Origin of the sequence: Pseudomonas sp. RU47, assembly GCF_004011755.1 — a bacterium.
GTDB lineage: Bacteria > Pseudomonadota > Gammaproteobacteria > Pseudomonadales > Pseudomonadaceae > Aquipseudomonas.
This window is the reverse complement of sequence record NZ_CP022411.1, coordinates 3441802-3462747: the sequence shown is the minus strand read 5'-3', so window position 1 is coordinate 3462747 and position 20946 is coordinate 3441802. Positions and strand designations below refer to the sequence as shown.

Below are 20946 nucleotides of genomic sequence, written 5' to 3'. Positions count from 1 at the left end.
CAGGCCCCTTCGCGAGCAGGCTCGCTCCCACTTTAGTCTTGAGTGATAGCAATTTTTGCATTCGACTCAGAACCCTGTGGGAGCTAGCCTGCTAGCGATGACTCTCTCAAATACAACCTGTCAGTTGCCTGACGATCCTTGGATTGTCATTCACCAGAGGCCTTCTTTGTCCTCTTGGCTGGCGCAGCCTTGGTGGCGGCCTTCGCTTTTGGCTTCGCCGGCGCTTTCCCGCCCAGACTGCGTTTGAGCAGCTCGGTCAAGTCGATCACATCAGCAGTTTTGCGTTCTTCCTCGCCACCCACCGTTTCGACATCCTCGATCTTGCCTTCATGGGCCTTTTTCTCGACCAGGGCCATGATCTTGTCTTCGAACTCATCCTTGTAATCCTCGGGCTTCCAGTCCGCGCTCATGTCCTGCACCAGCCGTTTGGCCATGTCCAGCTCACCCTTGGCCAACTGCGGTTTGGTCACTTCGCTGCCCAGTTCCAGTTCATCGAGGCTGCGTACTTCTTGTGGCCAGCGTAACTTCACCAGCACCAAGGCAGAATCCAGCGGCATCAATGCCGCCAGGTATTGGCGCGTATGCAGGACCACGCGGGCGAGGGCGACCTTGTTGGTTTTACTCAGGGTTTCGCGCAGCAACGCGTAGACCTTGCCGCCACGCTTGTCCGGCGCCAGGTAGTAAGGCGTGTCGATGTTTTGCAAGGGAATCTGCTCGGCGTCGACAAAGGAAAAGATGTCGATGGTCTGCGTTGAAACCGGGTGCGCCGAGCGGATTTCTTCTTCGCTGAGCACCACATAGCGGCCTTTTTCATAGGCCACGCCTTTGACGATGTGCTCCTTGGTGACTTCCTTGCCGGTGACCTTGTTGACCCGTTTATAACCGACGGGATCCATGCTGCGGCTGTCTAGCCAATCGAAATCGACGCCCTGCGACGACGTCGCCGAGACCAGTGCGACAGGGATGTGCACCAGTCCGAAACTGATTGCGCCTTTCCAGATTGCCCGAGCCATGGTGAGTTCTCCGAGTGATGATCGGATGACCTGTGGCTGTGACTGAAAGTTTCCCCGGAATGCACGGGGTTTCGGGGACTCGGTCAAGTCGTGTTACATGTTGTTTAAGGCTTGTGGGTTAACAAATCCGAACCCTCGGCGTAGCGTGGACTCGAAGGCTCTATCCCCGGCCCCATCGAGAGGCAGCGTCATGAACCGAATTCTGCTTGGCATCGTCGTCCTGACCCTCAGTGGCGGTCTGGTTCATGCCGACGTCCTGTTGGCGCAAAGCCCTACCGGCAACAGCAACAACCCCTACAACAGCCCGATCCGCCGGGCCAACCCCAACAGTATGCAGGGCACCCAGCCCAGCGCTCCGCCCATTCGGGGGCCGAACACTGTGCCGACGCCACGTCAGCCTACGGTCGAGAACCGAGGCATTGGCAACGGCCAGCCGATCCGCCCGGTGCCGGGCACACCACCCACGTTCATTCCCAATCCACCTTCGCGCAGCGGAGACAGCAACCGTTGAGCGGCAGGACTGAGGTTCTGCCGGCCATTGCAAACGAACAAAAGGAATCGTGCATGTTGCGTAAAACTCTTCTAGCCACACTGTGTGCCGGAGCGCTGATCAGCGCTCCGGTATTCGCCGCCGCCCCTAAAGAGCTGCAAAGCGAACAGGGCACCCTCGAAGTCACGACCATTTCCGCGGGGCTCGAGCATCCGTGGGCACTGGCGTTTCTACCGGATCGCCAAGGCATGCTGGTCACTGAGCGTCCCGGCAATCTGCGTGTGGTGGGCGCTGACGGCAAACTGTCGGCGCCGATCTCCGGCGTGCCACAGGTCTGGGCCAAAGGGCAGGGCGGGTTGCTGGATGTCGTGCTGTCGCCGGATTTCAAAGAGGATCGCCTGGTCTACCTGTCGTATGCCGAAGGCGGTGGTGCCGGTGACAAGGCCGGCACCGCCGTCGGGCGTGGTCGGCTTTCGGATGACTTGAAGACGCTGAAGGATTTCAAAGTGATCTTCCGTCAGGAACCGAAACTTTCGGTCGGCAATCATTTCGGTTCGCGGCTGGTGTTTGACCGCGACGGCTATCTGTTCATCACCCTGGGTGAGAACAACGACCGGCCAACGGCGCAGGATCTCGACAAGTTGCAAGGCAAGGTCGTGCGCATCTACCCGGACGGCAAGGTGCCGGATGACAACCCCTTTGTTGGTCAGTCTGGCGTTCGTCCCGAGATCTGGGCCTACGGCCTGCGCAACCCGCAGGGCGCAGCACTCAATCCTTGGACCGGTACGTTGTGGGAGAACGAACACGGCCCGCGCGGTGGCGATGAGGTGAACATCATCGAACGCGGCAAGAATTACGGCTGGCCACTGGCGACCCACGGCATCAATTACTCGATGCAGCCGATCCCGGAAGCCCAGGGTAAAACCGCCGAAGGCACGGTCGCGCCGCACCATGTCTGGGAGAAGTCGCCGGGCGTCACCGGTATGGCGTTCTACGATGCCGATCGCTTCAAACCGTGGCAGCACAATGCGTTTATCGGAGCCTTGGTGACTCAGGAATTGATTCGTTTGCAGTTCGATGGCGACAAGGTTGTGCACGAGGAGCGCTTGCTCGGTGAACTGAATCAGCGGATTCGCGATGTGCGGCAAGGTCCGGATGGTTATTTGTATGTGCTGACCGATGAGGAGAAGGGTTCGCTGTACAAGATCGGCCTGAAGCCCACACCTTGACGGGTATTCCCCTGTAGGAGCTGTCGAGTGCAACGAGGCTGCGATCTTTTGACTTGTTTTTCAGAATCAAAAGATCGCAGCCTGCGGCGGCTCCTACATGTGCAGGCTCACGTTTCGCGGGAATACAACACCACCGCAGCACGCAATTTGCCCCGGCCAAACCGGCACATTTTCTCGAACTCACCATGGCTCACCGGCACATGCTGGCAATCCATGGGCTGTCGATGCTGGCTGTGATCGACATCCGGGTCGTGCAGGTAAACGAAATCTTCGTCGCAATCGGTCACGACCACCCAGTGCGGCGATTTAGAGCGCGTCAGTCGATAGCTGCTGATCAACACCAGTGGCTGCCCGCCGGCAGCCAGCAAGCGCGGCAGATCCAGCGCCGCACCGATCATGCATTCGACATCGGTTTCCCGCAGTTGCGCCGTGAACTCGTCGTGTACCAAACGCATGACGTCTTTTTTATGCGCATCACGCACCCCGTCGAGGAACAACGGCCCAGCCAGACTCAACTGCAGGCACACCTTGAACCCACGACGCCATGCCGCCAACGCCAATCCCTGTGGGCTGCAACCGCCATGGCCGGAGGTCATGAACACCGTGGTTGCTTCACGCCAGACCTGCAGTTCTTCACGTCGCTCCAGTAACCGTTCTGATTGCAGCGCGGCCATGGCCATCAGGAGACACGCCGGGCCGCAAGTGAAATCGGTGGTTTGCCGGTAGTAGGGCACCTTGATGCTGCGCGAGTCGCGGTGCTGAAGAATGCGTTTCTCCAAGCGCAGCGCATCCGCGTGGTCTTCGTAGTAATCGTGAATCAGTGCAAAGCGCCGGTAGCCATTGCGTTCATACAGCGCAATCGCGGCGGGATTGTCTAAGCGAACCTCCAGGCGCAGATACGCGCAGTCGTGTTCGAGCGCCAGCGCCTCAATGCGTTGCAGCAATTGTTTGCTCAGGCCGGTGCCGCGCGCCTCGACGGCGAGTGCGATGGAATACAGCCGCGCGAGTGAAGTGCCGCGATGGAACAACACCAGCGCGTAACCCAGCAATTGTCCATTGGACTCGGCCACCAGCAACCGGCCGTGAGCGCGGGTGATCATCCACTGAAAGCTGCGGCTGGTGAGCCGGTCCGTGGTGAAACATTGCATTTCCAGTGCCAGCAGCGCCGGCAAGTCTTCAACTACCGCCAAACGAAAAACAGCCTTCATATGACCACCGTAAAAGTTGCGTAACGAAACGAGACTTTCGAAAAACTTCGTGCTTAATAGAAAAGGTCTTGTTCTCCAACGGATCAATCTCTATGTCAGCGGTACAGGGTCATTGGCGCGAAGTATCCGAGCAAAGTTTGCCGGCGGCAACTTATTTAAACTCGGCGATCAAAGCATCCAGCCAGGTTGTAATTATTGTCGAGCGCAAGGAAGACTGGGCTTCATACTTCCCCAGCGAAGACATCGTGACTGCCCAGGAATACCTCGAACACAGCTGTGACAGCGAGTCGGGAAAACGCGTGCAGGTGATCAATCTGTGCCGCAGCTACAAGTACCTGGGCCACGGCTACTACTGCTCGTTGCTGGCCGAAGCGCGGGGGCACAAGGTGATTCCGTCGGTGCGCACCATCAGCGAATTGACGAAAAAATCACTGTACGGTCTGGCTCTGGATGATCTCGATAAAACCCTGGAAAAAGCCCTCAGTCATCACCTCTACAGTGATACCGAAGGTTTTACCCTGACCCTGTATTTTGGCCGAACCCATATCGAGCCCTTACAGGATCTGGCCCGGCAGTTGTTTGAAGTATTTCCCTGTCCGATTCTGTTAGTTGAGTTTCGTCGAACTAACGGCTGGCACATCGAAGGGATAAAGTCTGGCGCTTTGCACAAGTTGCGCGATGATCAGGAAGATCAATTCGCCAATGCGCTGGACGGTTTCAGCCGTAAAGTCTGGCGAGTACCGCGTTCTCCGCAAGTGGCGCGCTACGACCTGGCGATTCTGCACGATCCGCAAGAAGCCTTGCCGCCGTCCAACGCCAAGGCACTGGCAAATTTCGTCCGGGTCGGCAAAACCATGGGCATTGATGTTGAGCTGATTGAACGCAAGGATTACGCACGTCTGGCCGAGTACGACGGCTTGCTGATCCGTGAGACCACCAGCGTCGACAATCACACCTATCGCTTTGCCAAGAAAGCCGAGAGCGAAGGACTGGTGGTGATGGATGACCCGACATCGATCTTGCGCTGCACCAACAAGGTCTATCTGACCGATCTGCTCAACAGCCATCAACTGGGCATGCCCGCCACCGAGATCCTCTACAAGGAGCGACCCGAAGACTTCGAGCGCGTGGGCGAGCGCCTTGGTTTTCCGCTGGTGCTGAAAATTCCCGACGGTTGCTTTTCCCGTGGCGTGATCAAGGTCGAAAGCCAGCAGGCTTTGCTCGAAGCCACCGCCGAACTGTTCGAACACTCGGTGTTGCTGCTGGCCCAGGAGTTTTTCTACACCGAATACGACTGGCGCATCGGTGTACTCAACCGCAAACCGATCTTCGCCTGCCAATACTTCATGTCCAAGGGCCACTGGCAAATCTACAACCACAAGGCCAAAGGCCAGGACGTCAACGGCGAATGCCGAACGATGGCAATCCACGAGGCGCCGCGTGCGGTGGTGGAACTGGCGGTGAAGACTGCCAACCTGATCGGCGACGGCCTTTACGGTGTCGATTTGAAACAGGCGGGCGACAAAGTCGTGGTGATCGAAGTCAACGACAACCCCAACCTCGACGCCGGCATCGAAGACGCTTATTTGCACGACGATCTGTATTCACTGGTGCTGGAAGAGTTCGTGCGCCGTCTGGAACTCAAACGTCGCGGTCAGGCCTGGTGAGGCGCCGATGATCAACAGCTTTGCACTGAGCCACGGCGCTTTGCAGCGGGTAGAGCGGCTGGACGCCGAGGTCATGCTGTTCAGCAACCCTGATGCTGCCGAGCGCGATTTGCTGCACAGTCATTTCAAGGTCGATGAGCATGCACTGGCGTCAGCGCTGGACCCGGACGAGGTCTCGCGCATCGAGTTCCATCCCGACCATCTGTTCCTGATCTGGAAGCGTCCGGAAAACTATTCCGGTGGCGGCACGCTGGCATTTGAGGTGTCGTCCTGCGGATTGCTGTTCGCGCCGGGGCAATTGCTGGTGATCGCCACCGACGACACACCGCTGCACGGCCTCGGCACTCGCCAGCCGCTGAATACGCCGCTGGATGTCTTGCTCGATCTGCTGTTCAACAACATCCATCACTACCTCGGGCACTTGAAGGTGATCAAACTGGTCGCCCGCGAGTTGCAGCAGAAATTCAACGCCTCGATGCAGAACCAGCATCTGGTGCAGATGTTCAACCTCAGCGAAAGCCTGATCTATTACATCAACGCGCTACACAGCAACGGCGCGGTCCTCACGCGCCTGCGCAATCATGCCGAGAAGCAGCATTTCGGCAGTGAGGCGATCGGCCTGATCGACGACCTGATCATCGAAAACAACCAGTGCTACAAGCAGGCAGAGATTTACTCCACGGTGTTTTCCGGACTGATCGATGCGCGTGGCAATCTGATGAACAACAGCATGAACAACCTGCTGCGCAAGCTGACGTTGATCAACGTGGTGTTTCTGCCGTTGAACCTGATTGCCAGTATTGGCGGGATGTCGGAGTTCAGCATGATGACGGCGGGGACGCCGTGGTGGGTTTCCTATCCGCTGTTTCTGGCGGCGATGTTGCTGGGGGCGGGGGGGATGTTGTTTGGGCTGCGGCGATTGGCTCGATGAATCAGGTTGTCTGATCCGGCGCCTTCGCGAGCAGGCTCGCTCCCACATTTTGAAATGCATTCTCCTGTGGGAGCGAGCCTGCTCGCGAAGAGGCCGGCACAGGCAAAGTAAAATTCAGGACAGTCCCGCATTTGGCCGAACCGCCACCGTGATGCCTTGTTATAGTTCGGGCCTCATTTTCAGCCCGGTAAAGGATCACTGCCATGACTCAATACTCCGCCTTCAGCGTCGAACTGGCCGACAGCATCGCCCATGTGCAGATCAATCGCCCGGAAAAAATCAATTCGATGAACGCCGCGTTCTGGAGCGAGATCGTCGAGATCTTCCAGTGGATCGACGACACCGACGAAGTGCGCGTGGTGGTGCTCAGCGGTAACGGTAAACACTTTTCCTCGGGCATCGACCTGATGATGCTCGCCGGCGTCGCCAATGAGCTGGGCAAGGACGTCGGCCGCAACGCGCGCCTGCTGCGCCGCAAGATTCTCACCCTGCAAGCCTCGTTCAACGCCGTCGATAACTGCCGCAAACCGGTCATCGCTGCCATTCAAGGATATTGCCTCGGTGGCGCCATCGATCTGATTGCGGCCTGCGATATGCGCTACGCCGCCGAAGACGCACAATTCTCGATCAAGGAAATCGATATCGGCATGGCCGCCGATGTTGGCACTTTGCAACGGTTGCCACGGATCATCGGTGACGGCATGCTGCGTGAGCTGGCTTACACCGGTCGCACTTTCGGCGCTGACGAGGCGCGCAGCATCGGCCTGGTCAATCGCGTCTACAGCGACAAGGACACGCTGCTCGAGGGCGTGCTGGACATCGCTCGCGAGATCGCTTCGAAGTCACCGATTGCGGTCACCGGCACCAAGGAAATGATCAGCTACATGCGCGACCATCGCATTGACGACGGCCTCGAATACGTTGCCACCTGGAACGCCGCCATGCTGCAATCCACCGATTTGCGCGTGGCCATGGCCGCCCATATGAGCAAACAGAAACCCGAATTTCTGGACTGAGAAACCATGACAGCTCGCTGGACCACTGCAGTACTGGACACCGATCAACCTGGCGGCTGGGCCGTGGCGCGCAGCCCGGAAGGCTTTCTGTTCGATGACAACGGCGCGCTGTTCCCTCGGGAATGGCTCAAGCGTCAGGACCTGTCGGTCCTCGCCGAGCACGGCATCGGCCATCTCGATGGCGAGCCGGTGTACTTGCTGGAGTTGCGCAGTGCCAGTGAAGTGTCGGGTTGTAACTGGAAAGGGCTGCGGGCGTTCATGCTCGATGGCGATCACACGATCTACAAAGTGCTTGGGTATGCCGCGCAGATCGGCACCTGGGCGCGGGAGCATCGCTTCTGCGGCAATTGCGGCCAGGCGATGACCCAGGTGCCGCGCGAGCGAGCAATGTATTGCCAGCCGTGCGACTTGCGCAGTTATCCGCGTATTTCGCCGAGCATGATCGTGCTGATCACCCGTGGCGACGAGATCCTGCTGGCGCGTTCACCGCGCTTCGTCACCGGGGTTTACAGCACGCTGGCCGGGTTTGCCGAGCCGGGCGAGTCGGCTGAGGATTGCCTGATTCGCGAAGTGCGCGAAGAAGTGCAGATCGAGGTGAAGAACATCCAGTATCTGGGCAGCCAGTGCTGGCCGTTCCCGCATTCGATGATGCTCGGCTTCCATGCCGAATATGCCGGCGGCGAGATTGTCTGTCAGGAAGACGAGATTGAAGACGCCCAATGGTTCAACGTACACGATTTGCCGCCGCTGCCGGCGTCCAAATCGATTGCCCGTTACCTGATCGACGTCTATGTGGCGCGGCGCTTAGGCCACGCTGAACCAGTGCTGCCAGGCTAGGCGCACAGTCAAACCCAGCACCACGGTGATGAACACCGGGCGAATGAATTTGGCGCCACCGCTGATTGCGGTGCGCGCGCCAAAGAACGCGCCGACCATCACCGACAGGCCCATGCTCAGGCCGATGATCCAGTCCACCTGCCCGGAAAACACGAACACCGACAGCGCCGCAATGTTGCTGACGAAGTTCATGCTGCGCGCTACGCCGCTGGCCTTGACCAGGTCGATCGGGTAAAGCAGCAGACTGCTGACTGTCCAGAACGCGCCGGTGCCCGGACCCGCCACGCCGTCGTAGAAGCCGAGGCTGAAGCCCTGGGTCGACTGCCATTTCTTTTTGATCGGCGCATCGCTGTCCAGCGGTGCTTTTGGCGTGCCGCCGAACAATAGATACAGGCCGCAGGCGAAGACGATTACCGGAAGCATCTTGTTCAGCCATTCGGCCGGCAGGTAATGGGCGACGATCGCGCCGGTCAGTGCGCCGATCAAAGTGCCGACAATCGCATGCGTCCACTGTCGAGGGTGGAACAGCTTGCGTTTGTAGAAGGTGAAACTGGCGGTGGCCGAACCGAAGGTCGAGCTCAACTTGTTGGTGCCGAGTACCAGATGCGGTGGCAGGCCGGCCGTCAGCAGTGCAGGCGTGGTCAACAGACCGCCACCGCCGGCGATGGCATCGATGAAACCGGCAATGAAAGCGACAACGGCCAGGATGGCGAGGGTGGTGAGGTCAACGCTGAGTTCGAAAGGCATGGAATCGGCTTATTCGGCAGGGCGCAGAACGTGAGCTGCGGGGAGGGCGGTCATGTTACCTGTATCCAACTGTTGCGGCGACCCGTCTGACGACTTCGCGAGCAGGCTCGCTCCCACATTTTGAAATGCATTCCACCCTGTGGGAGCGAGCCTGCTCGCGAAGGCATTCTTCATGCCGCCCCCAATCCAACTGTTGCCCACACAACAACCTGCCAACAAATCCGCCTTCCACAAAACATCAACTTCACCCCGATACCCAACAAAACCGGGCATTTCCAGGCTGGCACGCTTGCTGCTCTACCACTCCCATCTCCGCAAACCTCCCTAGGACACGCCAATGAGTCAGCAAGCCGTAAAATTTGCCTACTGGGTGCCGAACGTCAGTGGTGGGCTGGTGGTCAGCAAGATCGCACAGCGCACCGATTGGGGCATCGATTACAACCGCAAACTGGCGCAGCTCGCCGAGGCTGCCGGGTTCGAATACGCGCTGACGCAGATCCGCTTCACCGCCGGTTACGGCGCCGAGTTTCAGCATGAGTCAGTTGCGTTCAGCCACGCGTTACTCGCGGCCACCAGCAAACTCAAGGTGATCGCAGCGATCCTGCCCGGCCCGTGGCAACCGGCGCTGGCGGCCAAGCAACTGGCGACGATCGATCAACTCACCAACGGCCGCATCGCGGTGAACATCGTCAGCGGCTGGTTCAAAGGCGAGTTTCAAGCCATCGGCGAGCATTGGCTGGAGCACGACGAGCGTTATCGTCGTTCCGAAGAGTTCATCCGTTCATTGCGCGGCGTGTGGAGCGAGGACAACTTCACCTTTCGCGGCGACTTCTACCGCTTCGACAATTACAGCCTGAAACCGAAACCCTTGGGCCGTCCGGAGATCTTTCAGGGTGGCAGTTCGCGTGCGGCACGGGACATGGCGGCGCGGGTTTCGGACTGGTATTTCACCAATGGCAACAGCGTTGAAGGGATCAAGGCGCAGGTCGACGATATTCGTCAGAAAGCTGCAGCCAACAAGCATTCGGTGAAGATTGGCGTGAATGCCTTTGTCATCGCCCGCGACACTGAAGAGGAGGCCAGGGCCGTGCTCGCACAGATCATCGATCAGGCCGATCCAGAGGCGGTGAATGCGTTTGGCGACGCGGCGAAACAAGCGGGCAGGGCATCGCCGGAGGGTGAGGGCAACTGGGCGAAATCAACATTTGAGGATCTGGTGCAGTACAACGATGGCTTCAAGACCAACTTGATCGGCACGCCGTTGCAGATTGCCGAGCGGATTGTGGCGCTGAAGGCGGTGGGTGTGGATCTGGTGCTGGCGGGGTTTCTGCACTTTCAGGAAGAAGTCGAATATTTCGGGCGGCGGGTGTTACCGCTGGTGCGCGAACTGGAGGCCGAGAAGACCGCCGCCGTAGCCTGAACCCTGAGGAACCCATGTGGGAGCGAGCCTGCTCGCGAAAGCGGTGTGTCAGCAACAACTGCATTGACTGATACGACGCCTTCGCGAGCAGGCTCGCTCCCACAATTGAACTCACTGTGAAATCAGAGGCCTAGGTCAGACAGGCTTGGATGATCATCCGGGCGACGGCCCAGCGGCCAGTGGAACTTGCGTTCGCTTTCCTTGATCGGCATGTCGTTGATGCATGCGTAGCGCTGGAACATCAGGCCTTGCTCATCGAATTCCCAGTTTTCGTTGCCGTAAGAGCGGAACCAGTTGCCCGAATCATCGTGCCATTCATAGGCATAACGCACGGCGATGCGCGTATCGGAGTAGGCCCACAGTTCCTTGATCAAACGGTAATCCAGTTCCTTCGCCCATTTACGGGTCAAAAACGCTTTGGCCTCTTCACGGCTGTTGGCGAATTCGGCGCGATTGCGCCACTTGGAATCAAGGGTGTAAGCCAGCGAAACCCGTTCCGGGTCGCGAGAGTTCCAGCCATCCTCGGCCAGTCGAACTTTCTCGATTGCCGATTCATGGTTAAAGGGTGGTAATGGCGGACGTGCCTGGGCTGCAGTAGACATATCAGTCTCCCGAAATAGTTAACGGTTAAAACAACTTGTCCGGCTTATTAAGGCGTTACAGGTCCAATAACTTTCGCGCCATGCATTGCGCATTATCGGCGGCACTGTGATCACCCATCACAAGCGCTACGGTAATGGCACCGTCAATCAGAATCAGCAGCTGTCTGGCCAGCAGTTGCGGATCCTCGGCGCCATGTTCGGTACACAGCTCGCACACATAGTCGAGCAGCTTCTGTTTGTGTTCTTTGGCGACCAGGCGCACCGGGTCCTGCGGATCGCCGGTCTCGCCGCTGGTGTTGATGAACGCGCAGCCACGGAAACCTTCCGAGGCGAACCAGCTCTTGAGCACGGTAAACAGGTTGAGCAGGCGATCGGCCGGGGTTTCGGCTTGATCGACAGCGCTTCGGTACCAGTGCATCCAGCGCACGTCGCGGCGTTGCAGGGCGGCAACGGTCAAGGCGTCCTTGTCGGCAAAGTAACGGTAAATACTTTTTCTGGAGACGCCGGCGGTTTTCACCAGAAGATCCATGCTGGTGGCAGCGATGCCACTTTTGTAGATCAGCTTTTCGGTGACATCCAGAATAATGTCGCGTGTGTCGTTGCTAGTGATTTCTTTCATGTGGCGAACAGTAGAACGATTGTTCTCCTTGGTCAAGCGGGTATTTTTATTGCTGGTGAAATCGCCTTCGCGAGCAAGCTCGCTCCCACAGGGGAATGCATTTCAAATGTGGGAGCGAGCTTGCTCGCGAAGGGGGCATTACAGACACTGACAAGACCCCAAGGATGCGATGGTGTAAGCTCTCGGGTTCTTCGGATTCGACCCATTGCGAGCCCTATGCCGTTGCTTTTCAAACGTTCCTTGCTGCCCAAATTGCGCAGCTTTCCGCTGACCGCCGAAGCCGTGACCATTCTGTCCGGCGCCGCCGAGTTCCGTCGTTGCCTGCTCGAGAAAATCGCTGCCGCGACCCACCGCATCTACATCGTTGCGCTGTATCTGCAGCAAGACGAAGCCGGTCAGGAAATCCTCGATGCGCTGCACGCCGCCAAGCTCAAGCGTCCCGAGCTGGAAATTGCCGTGGTGGTCGATTGGTTGCGCGCCCAGCGCGGGCTGATCGGTGCCGGTAAACAGCCGGGTAACGCGGCGTGGTATCAGGAAATGACCCGCACGCACCAGAGCGAAGTGCCGGTGTACGGCGTGCCGGTGCAGACCCGCGAGTTGTTTGGCGTGCTGCATCTGAAGGGCTTCGTGATCGACGACTGTGTGGTCTACAGCGGCGCGAGCCTGAACAACGTCTACCTGCACAAGTTCGACAAGTACCGCTTCGACCGTTATCACGTCCTGCAAAGCCGCGAACTGGCCGACTCGATGCATCACCTGGTCAAGCACGGTCTGATTGAATCGAAAGCCGTGCATCGCCTCGATCTGCCAAACCTGCCGACCACGCGCAGCCTGCGCAACGACATCGGCGACCTGCGCAGCCGTCTCAAGTACGCCACGTACGACACAGCCACTGGCAGCACCGCCCGTGATGGCCTGTGCGTTACGCCATTGCTCGGCGTCGGCAAGAACAACCCGTTGAACCGGGCGATTCTTGAGTTGATCGCCAGTGCGCAAAAACAACTGACCATCTGCACGCCGTACTTCAACCTGCCGCTGGGCGTGATCCGTGAGATCAACCGTGCGTTGGCCCGTGGCGTGAAGATCGACATCGTGGTTGGCGACAAGACCGCCAACGACTTCTACATTCCGCCGAGCGAGCCGTTCAGGGTGATTGCGGCGTTGCCCTATCTGTACGAGATCAGCCTGCGCCGCTTCGCCAAGCGTCATCAGCGCAACATCGACAGCGGTCAGTTGAACCTGCATCTGTGGCGTGATGGCGACAACACCTATCACCTCAAGGGCATGTGGATCGATCAGCGCTATACGCTGCTGACCGGCAACAACCTCAATCCAAGGGCGTTCCGACTGGACCTGGAAAACGCGCTGCTGATTGATGACCCGAAAGGCGAATGGCTGGAGCCGCGAGCGAAGGAGCTGGAAGAGATTTTCCGCCATACCGCGCGGATCGACAGCTTTCAGAGTCTGGAGACGCTGCCGGAATACCCGGCCGGGGTGGCGAAGTTTCTCAAGCGCGTGAGCCGGGTGCGGATTGAGCGGTTGCTCTACCGGATTTTGTAAGGCTTTGAATTTGTAGCGGTCATACAACCGCTATCGCGAGCAGGCTCACTCCTACAGGGGAACGCATTCCTAATGTAGGAGTGAGCCTGCTCGCGATAGGGCCTCAACAGGCGCTACAAAACTTAATTCAGACCCAACTTGCCACGCAACGTGGACAGGTCTTCCGCCAGTGTATTCACCGGCCCAACCAGCGCTTTACGGTCGTTATCCTTCACCTTGTCATACGTCTCGAAACCGCCGTCCTTGGTCTTGTACTTGGCCAGAATCTTGTCGACCGTGGCAAAGTTCTTGTCGACCTTCGCGACAAACGCCTTGTCCTGTTCTTCAATTTGCGGACGGAACAGATCAACGATTTTCTTCGCACCGTCGATATTGCCCTGGAAGTCATACAGGTCGGTGTGGCTGTAGCGATCTTCTTCGCCGGAGATCTTGGTCGCAGCGACTTCTTCCAGCAGTGCGGCAGCACCACCGACGACTTTCTCAGGCGGGAAAGTCAGACCAGCCACGCGGGTTTGCAGGTCTTTGACGTCGCTGTTGAGCTTGTCCGCCAGCGCGTTCAGGCCCTGAGTGCTTTTCTCCGAGAACAGCGTGTATTCGATGCGGTGGAAACCGGTGAAATCTTCTGCTTTCACGCCTTGCTCGTGATCGTCGACACGGGAGTCGATGGACGCATCAAGGTCACTGAACAGTTCGGCAATCGGCTCGATCGACTCGTAGTAAACGCGGGTCGGCGCGTAGAGCTTTTGCGCAGTGGCCAGGTCGCCTTTCTTCACCGCATCGGTGAATTGTTGAGTGTGGCTGCCCAGTTCATCGAGTTTTTCGGTGACGTAAATCTTGTAGTCCGAAACCGGCCCGACCAGATCCAGCGGCGCTGTCGCGGCAAACGCCGACAGCGGGGTGTTGAGCAAACCAAGGGTCAGCAATAACGCGAGTGGCGTCTTTTTCATGGGGGCGGCTCCAGTGTTGAGATTGTTTTATGCAGCGGTTTTCGGTTGTGTGGCGTTGAGCAGCGAGCGACCGATGAAGTCCTTGTCGCCGGTGACACCCGGCAGGGTGAAGAAGTAGCCGCCGCCGACCGGTTTGAGGTATTCCTCCAGTGGTTCGCCGTTGAGGCGGGTCTGCACGGTGATGAAGCCTTTTTCCAGATCGGCCTGGTAACAGATGAACAACAGGCCCATGTCGAGCTGGCCGTTCTTGTTCACGCCGTTGGAATAGTTGAACGGCCGGCGCAGGATCAGGTTGGCCTGAGTCGCAGCCGTGCGCGGATTAGCCAGGCGAATGTGCGCGTCGAGTTTGGTCAGTTTGCCCGCCGGGTCCTTGCTGTAATCGGGGACCTCGCTTTCATGCTGGCCACCCATCGGTGCACCGGTGGTTTTGACCCGGCCAAGGATGCTTTCCTGCTCCTGCAACGGCGTGCGATCCCAGCGCTCGACGAAGTTGCGGATGATCCGCACAGCCTGATAGCTGCCGTGGGCGGCCCAAGCCGGTTCATCGCTGCCCGGTTGCACCCAGACCAGGCTATCCATGGCTTTGCCATCGTTGGAATCCGGGTTGGCCGAGCCGTCGCGGAAACCGAGGAAATTGCGCGCCGATTGTGCCGGCACGCCCGGTTTCGCCGGGGCTTGCGGCGGCACGCTGCCTTCCTGTTTCCAGCGCACCAGCAGCAGGTCGGGCAGGTTTTTGACGATGTCGCGCAGGGCGTGAATGTTGGTGTCGGCGGTGTTCGAGCAGAACTGCAGGCTCAGGTCGCCATGGCAGCAGTCGGCGTCCAGCGCATCGTTGGGGAAACCGACCATACGGATCAGGCGTTTGGGTTTGGCGTCGGCCAGACCGAAGCGCTCGTCGAACAGCGACTCGCCGACGGAAACGGTGATGGTCAGGTTGTCCGGCGTCACGTTCGGGCCGAGGATGCCGGAATCTGGCGGTGGCAGTTTCGGATCGATCTGCGCGACGGGGCCACCCGTCATCAGAAACGCGATGCGCTCGTTGAGCGTACGAAACAGCCGCTCGAGGTCTTCGCGATCACTGGCCAACACATCGAATGAAACCAGCATGCCCGAGGCCGGACGCGGGGTGACGATGCCGGTCTGGTGCATGCCGTGAAAATCGTGGCGGTCTTCGGTCTTGTCGCTGCTCGGCGCTTCGGTGACTTGCGCCGGCGCGGCGGCCATGGCCGGGCAGCTCAGGGCGGAACCAGCGAGGGCGACACCGGCGGCGCCCATGCCCATCAGGACACGGCGACGTTGCAGGTTGAGGTTTTCTGAATCTTTCATCGGGAATGGGTCTTCTGCTTACAGGCCGGAAAGGCCGAGGGCGGGATCGATGCCATCCAGTGCGTCGGCCAGAGCCTGAGCCTTGTCGGCGATCTGCTTGCGTTGTGCGCCGCTGATGGAGTCGTAGCTGGCGTAGCCGTCCTTGATCTTGTAGCTGTCGAGTTCGCTGTCGAAGTCCGCCAGTGCCTTGTCGATTTTCGGCAACAGGTCGGCGGCAGATTTGCTCAGCATTGGCCGCAGCAGATCGACGACTTTGCGCGCGGTTTGCGCATTGGCGGCGAAACCGTTGAGGTCGCTGTGGCTGTAGCGTTCCTCTTCACCGCTGGCGGCGCGGACGTCGGCCAAGGTGTTGAGGTTGCGCACGATGACGTTGACCAGTTGCTCCGGTGGCAGCGACTGCGCGAGCAATTGCTGTTTGAGCGTGGTGACATCGCTGAGCAGACGCTGGGCGACCGGCGTCAGATCGTCGAGTTTGCGCTGTTGGAACAGGCCGAATTCGAGACGGTGGAAACCGACGAACGCTGGATCCTGCTCGCGTTTTTCGAAGTAATCGGCGCGGGCATTGATGCTGTTGTCCAGTTCAGCCAGACGCTGCGCGGCCGGGGCCAGATGTTGATAAGCCGCACGTGCGGGCAGATACAGCGCCTGAGCCTGAGCCAAATCGCCGCTTTCAATGGCTTGATTGAGCGCCGTCACGGCTTTGATCAGCACGCTGCTCTGGCTGGCCAGGTACACACGGAACTCCGACAACGGCCCGATGAAAGCGACCATTGATGGTTTGGCTTTGGCGGCAGCGTCGGAGGCAGCGGTTGGCGTCACGTGCAAGGTGCCGCGCGGGTTGCTCAGCAGGCCGCAGGTGATCGCGTAATCGCCGGGTTGCAGATTGGCGTTGATCACCTGACTCAGGCCTGGCGCAATGTTTTCACGCTCCTCGACGACGAGTACGCCGTCGAGAATTTCCCATTCCACCGCACGGTCGGAGCGATTGACGATGCGGAAACTGGCGTGCCCTGCCGGCACCGTCAGTGCATTCGGCTCGCAGTTGCCCGGGTGAATATTCACCACCACTTCATCGTGATTGTGCTGACGCTTGGCCGCGGCCATTTTCGAGGCGTAATAAAACAGGCCGCCGGCGGCGATCATCACCACCACCGAGCCGGCCACCGCCCAGCGCAAGGCGCGGGGAGGGGAGGCCTGAGGAGAGTTAGGCTTTGACATGAATGCCCTTATTGGCTGGAAACGGAAGACGATTGTGCGGAAGGCTTCGGCGCGGGAGCCGGGTAAAAGAACATCACCAGTGCCACCAGCAGATAGATCAGATACGCCCCGAGAGTGCTGACGGTCGGCGCATCCTGATAACCGAACATGCCGGCCAGCACCGAGCCCAGCGGGCCGTCCATCGGCAGCGTCGCGCTGAAGTCGAACAGCACGGTTTGCAGGTGATTCCACAGCCCGGCTTCATGCAGCGCCTGCACCGAGTTGGCAAGAATCCCGGCGGCGACCACCAGAATGAACAGGCCGGTCCACTTGAAGAACGCCGAAAGGTTGAGGCGCATGCTGCCGCTGTAGATCAGGAAGCCGACGATGATCGCCAGAATCAAACCGAGCAGGGCACCGATCGGCGCGCCCGGGCCTTCGCTCTGCTGGAACACCGCGAGCAGGAAAAACACTGTTTCCAGACCTTCCCGGGCGACAGCGAAAAACACCATGGCGATCAAGGCGATCACTTGATGCTTCGAAGAAGTCAGCGCCTGATCCAGTGAGGCTTGCAGCGAATGCTTGATCGAGCGCGCGACCTTGCGCATCCAGAACACCATGGAGCTGAGAATGCCCACGGCCACCAGGCCGACAATGCCCTCGAACAGCTCCTGCTGCTTTTGCGGGAATTCAGCGCTGACCAACTCCAGTCCACCGCCGACCAGCAGGGCGAGGGCTGCGGCGAGAAACACGCCGATCCACACGGCGGGCATCCATTGACCACGGCCGGTTTGCTGGAGGTAACTGGCGATAATGCCAACGATCAGCGCGGCTTCAATGCCTTCGCGCAGCATGATCAGGAAGGGAACGAGCATTCGGTATCCAACAAGTCATTCGAAGAGGTTACAAGTTGTAACATAATGAAAGTCATTCTCACATGACATTGATTGACATAAACCTGAACACAAGCTGAACAAAGTAAAGAACAACCATTCTCATGCGGGTGACACCGGAACCCTGTAGGAGCTGCCGAAGGCTGCGATCTTTTGATCTTGATTCTATAAATCAAAAGATCGTCCGATCGCGGCCCGAACCTTCGGCAGCTCCTGCATGGGTATTTGTGTTAGCTGCGGTAATATGCCCACCACCCAAAACAACAAGGTTAACCGCGCTCCATGTCGGAAAAAGACACCATCGCCGTTCAACTGGTGCGTGAAGCGCTGCTGCAAAGTTGTGCCCCGGGCGCAGCCACCGAAGAGGTCTTGAACAAGGTCGGGATTGATCCGGCGTTGCTGCCAACCGAACACAGCCGGGTGCCGGCCTCGCAGTACGCAAAGCTCTGGCGCTTGCTGGCCCGCCGTGGCGATGACGAGTTCTTCGGCATGGACCCGCGCAAGCTCAAGTCCGGCAGCCTTGAATTCCTCTGTCGCAGCGCGATGGCGCAACCGACGCTGGCAGCGGGTTTGAGCACGGGCCTGAGCTTTCTGTCATTGATGCTTGAACGCATGCCGGCGCAACTGGTGCACCAGCAAAGTCTCGCGGAAATCGTCCTGCTGGAGGATGACCCCGATCCACGCCGCGCCTTCACTTATTTCACCTACTGGATGATCGTCCACGGCGTGGCCTGCTGGCTGGCCGGGCGGCGGATTCCGATTCTGGCCATCGAACTGCGCTGCGCGGCGCCGGACTTCACCGATGATTACCGGGTGATGTTCTCGGAAAACCTGCGTTTCGAGCGGCCGCGTACGCGGATGATTTTCTCGGCGGATTGCCTCGATCTGCCGATCAAGCGCAGCGCGGAAGAACTGAAACGCTTTCTAGCTCATGCACCGGCGAACATTCTGGTGAAGTACCGCGACCCGCAGAGTCTGGCCAGTCGGATCAAACACGACCTGCGACAACTGCCCGCTGAACAATGGCCGGAAACCGAGGCACTGGCGCAACAGTTGTGCATGTCGGCCTCGACCTTGCGCCGGCGACTGGCCGAGGAAGGGCAGACCTATCAAGGCCTCAAGGACAGCGTGCGCAAGGAGTTGGCGATTATCTGGCTGGCGGAACCTTCTATCAGTTTTGTCGAGATTGCCAGCCGCTTGGGGTTTGCCGATGCGAGTTCGTTCTACAAGGCGTTTCGCAAGTGGTCGGGGTCCAATCCGGGCCACTATCGCACGTTGATCCTGAACGAGGTTGTCTGACCCAACACATCCCGCCGCTTGATCGTTCCCACGCTCCGCGTGGGAATGCCTCAAGGGACGCTCCGCGTTCCAGTTCTGGAGCGGACGCAGAGCGTCCGAGGCTGCATTCCCACGCAGAGCGTGGGAACGATCGGTGTGGCAGGGCATGGCCAAACCAGTCAGCCACATTGATAGCTTTGACCATTGCCCCAGCCCCCGCACAGCGCGACTATCCCTCTGTTGTTTACGCTTCCCAGCCTAATAAAAAACAGAGGGATTCTGGCAATGCGCGATTACTTGTCTGCCACCGCACAGTTCAACTATCAGCACACCGTGGATGCCGCGCTCAGCGGTACGCTTGAGGCGCTCAACGCCTGCGTCGAATGCTGCGACCGCCATGCCTTGCCGGGGCGCATTGCGCTGTTCTGGGAAGGCCGCGACGGCGCCAGTGCGACGTACACCTTCAGCGATCTGCAAGACAAAGCCGCGCGCTTCGCCAATTTTCTTCTCGCCCAAGGCGTACAGAAGGGTGACAAGGTCGCCGGTCTGCTGCCGCGCAACGTTGAATTGCTCATCACTGTGTTGGCCACCTGGCGCATTGGCGCGGTGTATCAGCCGCTGTTCACCGCGTTCGGCCCGAAAGCCCTCGAACATCGCCTGAACAGCTCCGGCGCCAAAGTCGTGGTCACCGACGCGGTCAACCGGCCGAAACTCGCTGAAGTCGCCGATTGCCCGACCCTCGTCACCGTCGGCGGCGCGAAAGGCCAGGGCATCGTCCGTGGCGACTTCAGTTTCTGGGCCGAACTGGCCAACCATTCCAGCGTCTGCGAACCGGTATTGCTGACGGGTGAAGACCCGTTTTTGCTGATGTTCACCTCAGGCACCACCGGCCCGTCGAAAGCGCTGTCGGTGCCACTCAAAGCCATCGTCGCCTTCCAGAGTTACACCCGCGATGCCGTCGATCTGCGCCCGGAAGATTCATTCTGGAACGTCGCCGATCCGGGCTGGGCCTACGGCATCTATTTCGGCGTCACCGGCCCGTTGTCGATGGGCCATCCGATCACCTTCTACGATGGCCCGTTCACCCTCGAAAGCACCTGCCGGGTGATCAACAAGTACGGCATCACCAATCTCACCGGATCGCCAACGGCTTATCGTTTGTTGATTGCCGGCGGCGATGAGTTCGCCAAGTCGATCAAAGGCAAATTGCGCATCGTCAGCAGCGCCGGTGAGCCGCTTAACCCGGAAGTGATTCGTTGGTTCGCCGACAACCTCGATGTGGTCATTCATGACCATTACGGTCAGACCGAACTGGGCATGGTCCTGTGCAACCACCACGGCCTCGATCACGCGGTGCACGTCGGCGCCGCCGGTTTCGCCTCGCCGGGCCATCGCATCGTCGTGCTGGATGAGCAGTACAACGAACTCGGCGTCGGTCAGCCGGGCATTCTCGCCATCGACCGGCCGCAATCGCCGATGTGCTGGTTCGGCGGTTATGAAGGCGCGCCGACCAAAGCCTTCGTCGGCGATTACTACCTGAGCGGCGACACCGTGGAATGGAACCCGGACGGCAGCATCAGCTTCGTCGGTCGCAGCGATGACGTGATCACCACCTCCGGCTACCGCGTCGGCCCGTTCGACGTGGAAAGCGCGCTGATCGAACACCCGGCGGTGGTCGAAGCAGCGGTGGTCGGCAAACCCGATCCGGAACGCACCGAGCTGGTCAAAGCTTTTGTCGTATTGAGTGCGCAATACCGCGCCGCGCCGGAGCTGGCCGAAGAACTGCGCCAACACGTGCGCAAGCGTCTGGCGGCGCATTCGTACCCACGTGAAATTGAATTTGTCAGCGAATTGCCCAAGACCCCAAGTGGCAAATTGCAGCGCTTTATCTTGCGCAACCAGGAAATCGCCAAAGCTCAAGAGGCTGCGGCGCATAACGTTTCAGCTTGAATCAGGAAATACAGTC

19 protein-coding genes are annotated in these 20946 nt (G+C 59.1%); 10 read left to right on the top strand and 9 right to left on the bottom strand.

Translation table 11 applies throughout. The features are described 5' to 3' along the window. Nucleotides 1-146 precede the first annotated feature (146 nt). Nucleotides 147-1013, bottom strand: coding sequence for a non-homologous end joining protein Ku (ku, locus tag CCX46_RS15645; RefSeq protein WP_127927832.1), 867 nt, complete (start codon nt 1011-1013; stop codon nt 147-149). A 190-nt stretch (nt 1014-1203) separates the two neighbouring features. Here ku and CCX46_RS15640 point away from each other — a divergent pair, with 190 nt between their 5' ends. Then, on the top strand, nt 1204-1524 hold the full coding sequence (locus CCX46_RS15640) for a hypothetical protein (protein WP_127927830.1): 321 nt from the start codon (nt 1204-1206) through the stop codon (nt 1522-1524). Between the two features lie 53 nt (nt 1525-1577). Next, the gene (locus tag CCX46_RS15635) at nt 1578-2732 is read left to right on the top strand and encodes a PQQ-dependent sugar dehydrogenase (protein ID WP_127927828.1); all 1155 of its coding nucleotides are present in this window, start codon (nt 1578-1580) and stop codon (nt 2730-2732) included. A 107-nt stretch (nt 2733-2839) separates the two neighbouring features. Here the strand turns inward: CCX46_RS15635 and CCX46_RS15630 are convergent, their stop codons facing one another. After that, entirely contained in the window at nt 2840-3940 is a 1101-nt protein-coding gene (locus tag CCX46_RS15630) for a peptidase C39 family protein (protein ID WP_127927826.1), read from the bottom strand. 92 nt (nt 3941-4032) lie between these two features. Between CCX46_RS15630 and CCX46_RS15625 the strand changes: the two genes are divergently transcribed. From CCX46_RS15625 to nudC, 4 genes are all read left to right on the top strand, one after another. Next, nucleotides 4033-5607: a RimK family protein gene (locus CCX46_RS15625; protein WP_127927824.1), complete on the top strand. Its 1575-nt coding sequence runs from the start codon at nt 4033-4035 to the stop codon at nt 5605-5607. A 7-nt stretch (nt 5608-5614) separates the two neighbouring features. Beyond that, nucleotides 5615-6538, top strand: a complete 924-nt coding sequence (locus CCX46_RS15620; protein WP_127927822.1) for a magnesium transporter CorA family protein — start codon at nt 5615-5617, stop codon at nt 6536-6538. A 203-nt stretch (nt 6539-6741) separates the two neighbouring features. Continuing rightward, nucleotides 6742-7554 carry a crotonase/enoyl-CoA hydratase family protein gene (locus tag CCX46_RS15615; protein WP_127927820.1) on the top strand — a complete coding sequence of 271 codons (813 nt, stop codon included), beginning with the start codon at nt 6742-6744 and terminating at the stop codon, nt 7552-7554. Nucleotides 7555-7560: 6 nt separating this feature from the next. Continuing rightward, nucleotides 7561-8391: an NAD(+) diphosphatase gene (gene nudC / locus CCX46_RS15610; RefSeq protein ID WP_127927818.1), complete on the top strand. Its 831-nt coding sequence runs from the start codon at nt 7561-7563 to the stop codon at nt 8389-8391. Here the strand turns inward: nudC and CCX46_RS15605 are convergent. Continuing rightward, on the bottom strand, nt 8359-9138 hold the full coding sequence (locus CCX46_RS15605) for a TSUP family transporter (protein ID WP_102899826.1): 780 nt from the start codon (nt 9136-9138) through the stop codon (nt 8359-8361). The genes nudC and CCX46_RS15605 overlap by 33 nt on opposite strands. A 337-nt stretch (nt 9139-9475) precedes the next feature. Here CCX46_RS15605 and sfnG point away from each other — a divergent pair, with 337 nt between their 5' ends. After that, nucleotides 9476-10558 carry a dimethylsulfone monooxygenase SfnG gene (gene sfnG / locus CCX46_RS15600; RefSeq protein ID WP_127927815.1) on the top strand — a complete coding sequence of 361 codons (1083 nt, stop codon included), beginning with the start codon at nt 9476-9478 and terminating at the stop codon, nt 10556-10558. Nucleotides 10559-10680: 122 nt separating this feature from the next. Here the strand turns inward: sfnG and CCX46_RS15595 are convergent, their stop codons facing one another. Together CCX46_RS15595 and CCX46_RS15590 are read right to left on the bottom strand one after the other, a co-directional pair. Then, on the bottom strand, nt 10681-11160 hold the full coding sequence (locus tag CCX46_RS15595; protein WP_127927813.1) for a nuclear transport factor 2 family protein: 480 nt from the start codon (nt 11158-11160) through the stop codon (nt 10681-10683). Between the two features lie 55 nt (nt 11161-11215). After that, entirely contained in the window at nt 11216-11779 is a 564-nt protein-coding gene (locus CCX46_RS15590; protein WP_127927811.1) for a TetR/AcrR family transcriptional regulator, read from the bottom strand. A gap of 216 nt (nt 11780-11995) precedes the next feature. On the opposite strand from CCX46_RS15590, the gene pssA reads away from it, so the two are divergent. Next, on the top strand, nt 11996-13339 hold the full coding sequence (pssA, locus tag CCX46_RS15585; RefSeq protein WP_127927809.1) for a CDP-diacylglycerol--serine O-phosphatidyltransferase: 1344 nt from the start codon (nt 11996-11998) through the stop codon (nt 13337-13339). A gap of 122 nt (nt 13340-13461) precedes the next feature. On the opposite strand, the gene efeO (CCX46_RS15580) is transcribed toward pssA, so the two are convergent. The 4 genes from efeO (CCX46_RS15580) to efeU are packed head-to-tail and all read right to left on the bottom strand — an operon-like array spanning nt 13462 to nt 17684. After that, nucleotides 13462-14286, bottom strand: a complete 825-nt coding sequence (efeO, locus tag CCX46_RS15580) for an iron uptake system protein EfeO (RefSeq protein ID WP_127927807.1) — start codon at nt 14284-14286, stop codon at nt 13462-13464. A 27-nt stretch (nt 14287-14313) separates the two neighbouring features. Next, nucleotides 14314-15612: an iron uptake transporter deferrochelatase/peroxidase subunit gene (gene efeB / locus CCX46_RS15575; RefSeq protein ID WP_127927805.1), complete on the bottom strand. Its 1299-nt coding sequence runs from the start codon at nt 15610-15612 to the stop codon at nt 14314-14316. Nucleotides 15613-15630: 18 nt separating this feature from the next. Next, nucleotides 15631-16830, bottom strand: coding sequence for an iron uptake system protein EfeO (gene efeO / locus CCX46_RS15570; RefSeq protein ID WP_127927803.1), 1200 nt, complete (start codon nt 16828-16830; stop codon nt 15631-15633). 8 nt (nt 16831-16838) lie between these two features. Next, nucleotides 16839-17684, bottom strand: a complete 846-nt coding sequence (efeU, locus tag CCX46_RS15565) for an iron uptake transporter permease EfeU (RefSeq protein WP_077572785.1) — start codon at nt 17682-17684, stop codon at nt 16839-16841. A gap of 300 nt (nt 17685-17984) precedes the next feature. Here efeU and CCX46_RS15560 point away from each other — a divergent pair, with 300 nt between their 5' ends. Continuing rightward, nucleotides 17985-19001 carry an AraC family transcriptional regulator gene (locus CCX46_RS15560; protein WP_127927801.1) on the top strand — a complete coding sequence of 339 codons (1017 nt, stop codon included), beginning with the start codon at nt 17985-17987 and terminating at the stop codon, nt 18999-19001. Nucleotides 19002-19265: 264 nt separating this feature from the next. Next, nucleotides 19266-20930 (top strand): AMP-binding protein, encoded by a 1665-nt coding sequence (locus CCX46_RS15550; RefSeq protein ID WP_127927796.1) that lies wholly within the window; start codon nt 19266-19268, stop codon nt 20928-20930. Nucleotides 20931-20946: the final 16 nt, after the last annotated feature.

Bases quoted from the DNA above. Each gene is read 5' to 3' on its own strand.
- CCX46_RS15550 (WP_127927796.1), top strand. From the start codon at position 19,266: ATGCGCGATTACTTGTCTGCCACCGCACAGTTCAACTATCAGCACACC.
- efeO (WP_127927807.1), bottom strand. From the start codon at position 14,286: ATGAAAAAGACGCCACTCGCGTTATTGCTGACCCTTGGTTTGCTCAAC.
- CCX46_RS15640 (WP_127927830.1), top strand. From the start codon at position 1,204: ATGAACCGAATTCTGCTTGGCATCGTCGTCCTGACCCTCAGTGGCGGT.
- CCX46_RS15590 (WP_127927811.1), bottom strand. From the start codon at position 11,779: ATGAAAGAAATCACTAGCAACGACACACGCGACATTATTCTGGATGTC.
- nudC (WP_127927818.1), top strand. From the start codon at position 7,561: ATGACAGCTCGCTGGACCACTGCAGTACTGGACACCGATCAACCTGGC.
- pssA (WP_127927809.1), top strand. From the start codon at position 11,996: ATGCCGTTGCTTTTCAAACGTTCCTTGCTGCCCAAATTGCGCAGCTTT.
- CCX46_RS15635 (WP_127927828.1), top strand. From the start codon at position 1,578: ATGTTGCGTAAAACTCTTCTAGCCACACTGTGTGCCGGAGCGCTGATC.
- CCX46_RS15605 (WP_102899826.1), bottom strand. From the start codon at position 9,138: ATGCCTTTCGAACTCAGCGTTGACCTCACCACCCTCGCCATCCTGGCC.
- efeU (WP_077572785.1), bottom strand. From the start codon at position 17,684: ATGCTCGTTCCCTTCCTGATCATGCTGCGCGAAGGCATTGAAGCCGCG.
- ku (WP_127927832.1), bottom strand. From the start codon at position 1,013: ATGGCTCGGGCAATCTGGAAAGGCGCAATCAGTTTCGGACTGGTGCAC.
- efeB (WP_127927805.1), bottom strand. From the start codon at position 15,612: ATGAAAGATTCAGAAAACCTCAACCTGCAACGTCGCCGTGTCCTGATG.
- CCX46_RS15630 (WP_127927826.1), bottom strand. From the start codon at position 3,940: ATGAAGGCTGTTTTTCGTTTGGCGGTAGTTGAAGACTTGCCGGCGCTG.
- sfnG (WP_127927815.1), top strand. From the start codon at position 9,476: ATGAGTCAGCAAGCCGTAAAATTTGCCTACTGGGTGCCGAACGTCAGT.
- CCX46_RS15620 (WP_127927822.1), top strand. From the start codon at position 5,615: ATGATCAACAGCTTTGCACTGAGCCACGGCGCTTTGCAGCGGGTAGAG.
- CCX46_RS15560 (WP_127927801.1), top strand. From the start codon at position 17,985: ATGTCGGAAAAAGACACCATCGCCGTTCAACTGGTGCGTGAAGCGCTG.
- CCX46_RS15595 (WP_127927813.1), bottom strand. From the start codon at position 11,160: ATGTCTACTGCAGCCCAGGCACGTCCGCCATTACCACCCTTTAACCAT.
- CCX46_RS15615 (WP_127927820.1), top strand. From the start codon at position 6,742: ATGACTCAATACTCCGCCTTCAGCGTCGAACTGGCCGACAGCATCGCC.
- CCX46_RS15625 (WP_127927824.1), top strand. From the start codon at position 4,033: ATGTCAGCGGTACAGGGTCATTGGCGCGAAGTATCCGAGCAAAGTTTG.
- efeO (WP_127927803.1), bottom strand. From the start codon at position 16,830: ATGTCAAAGCCTAACTCTCCTCAGGCCTCCCCTCCCCGCGCCTTGCGC.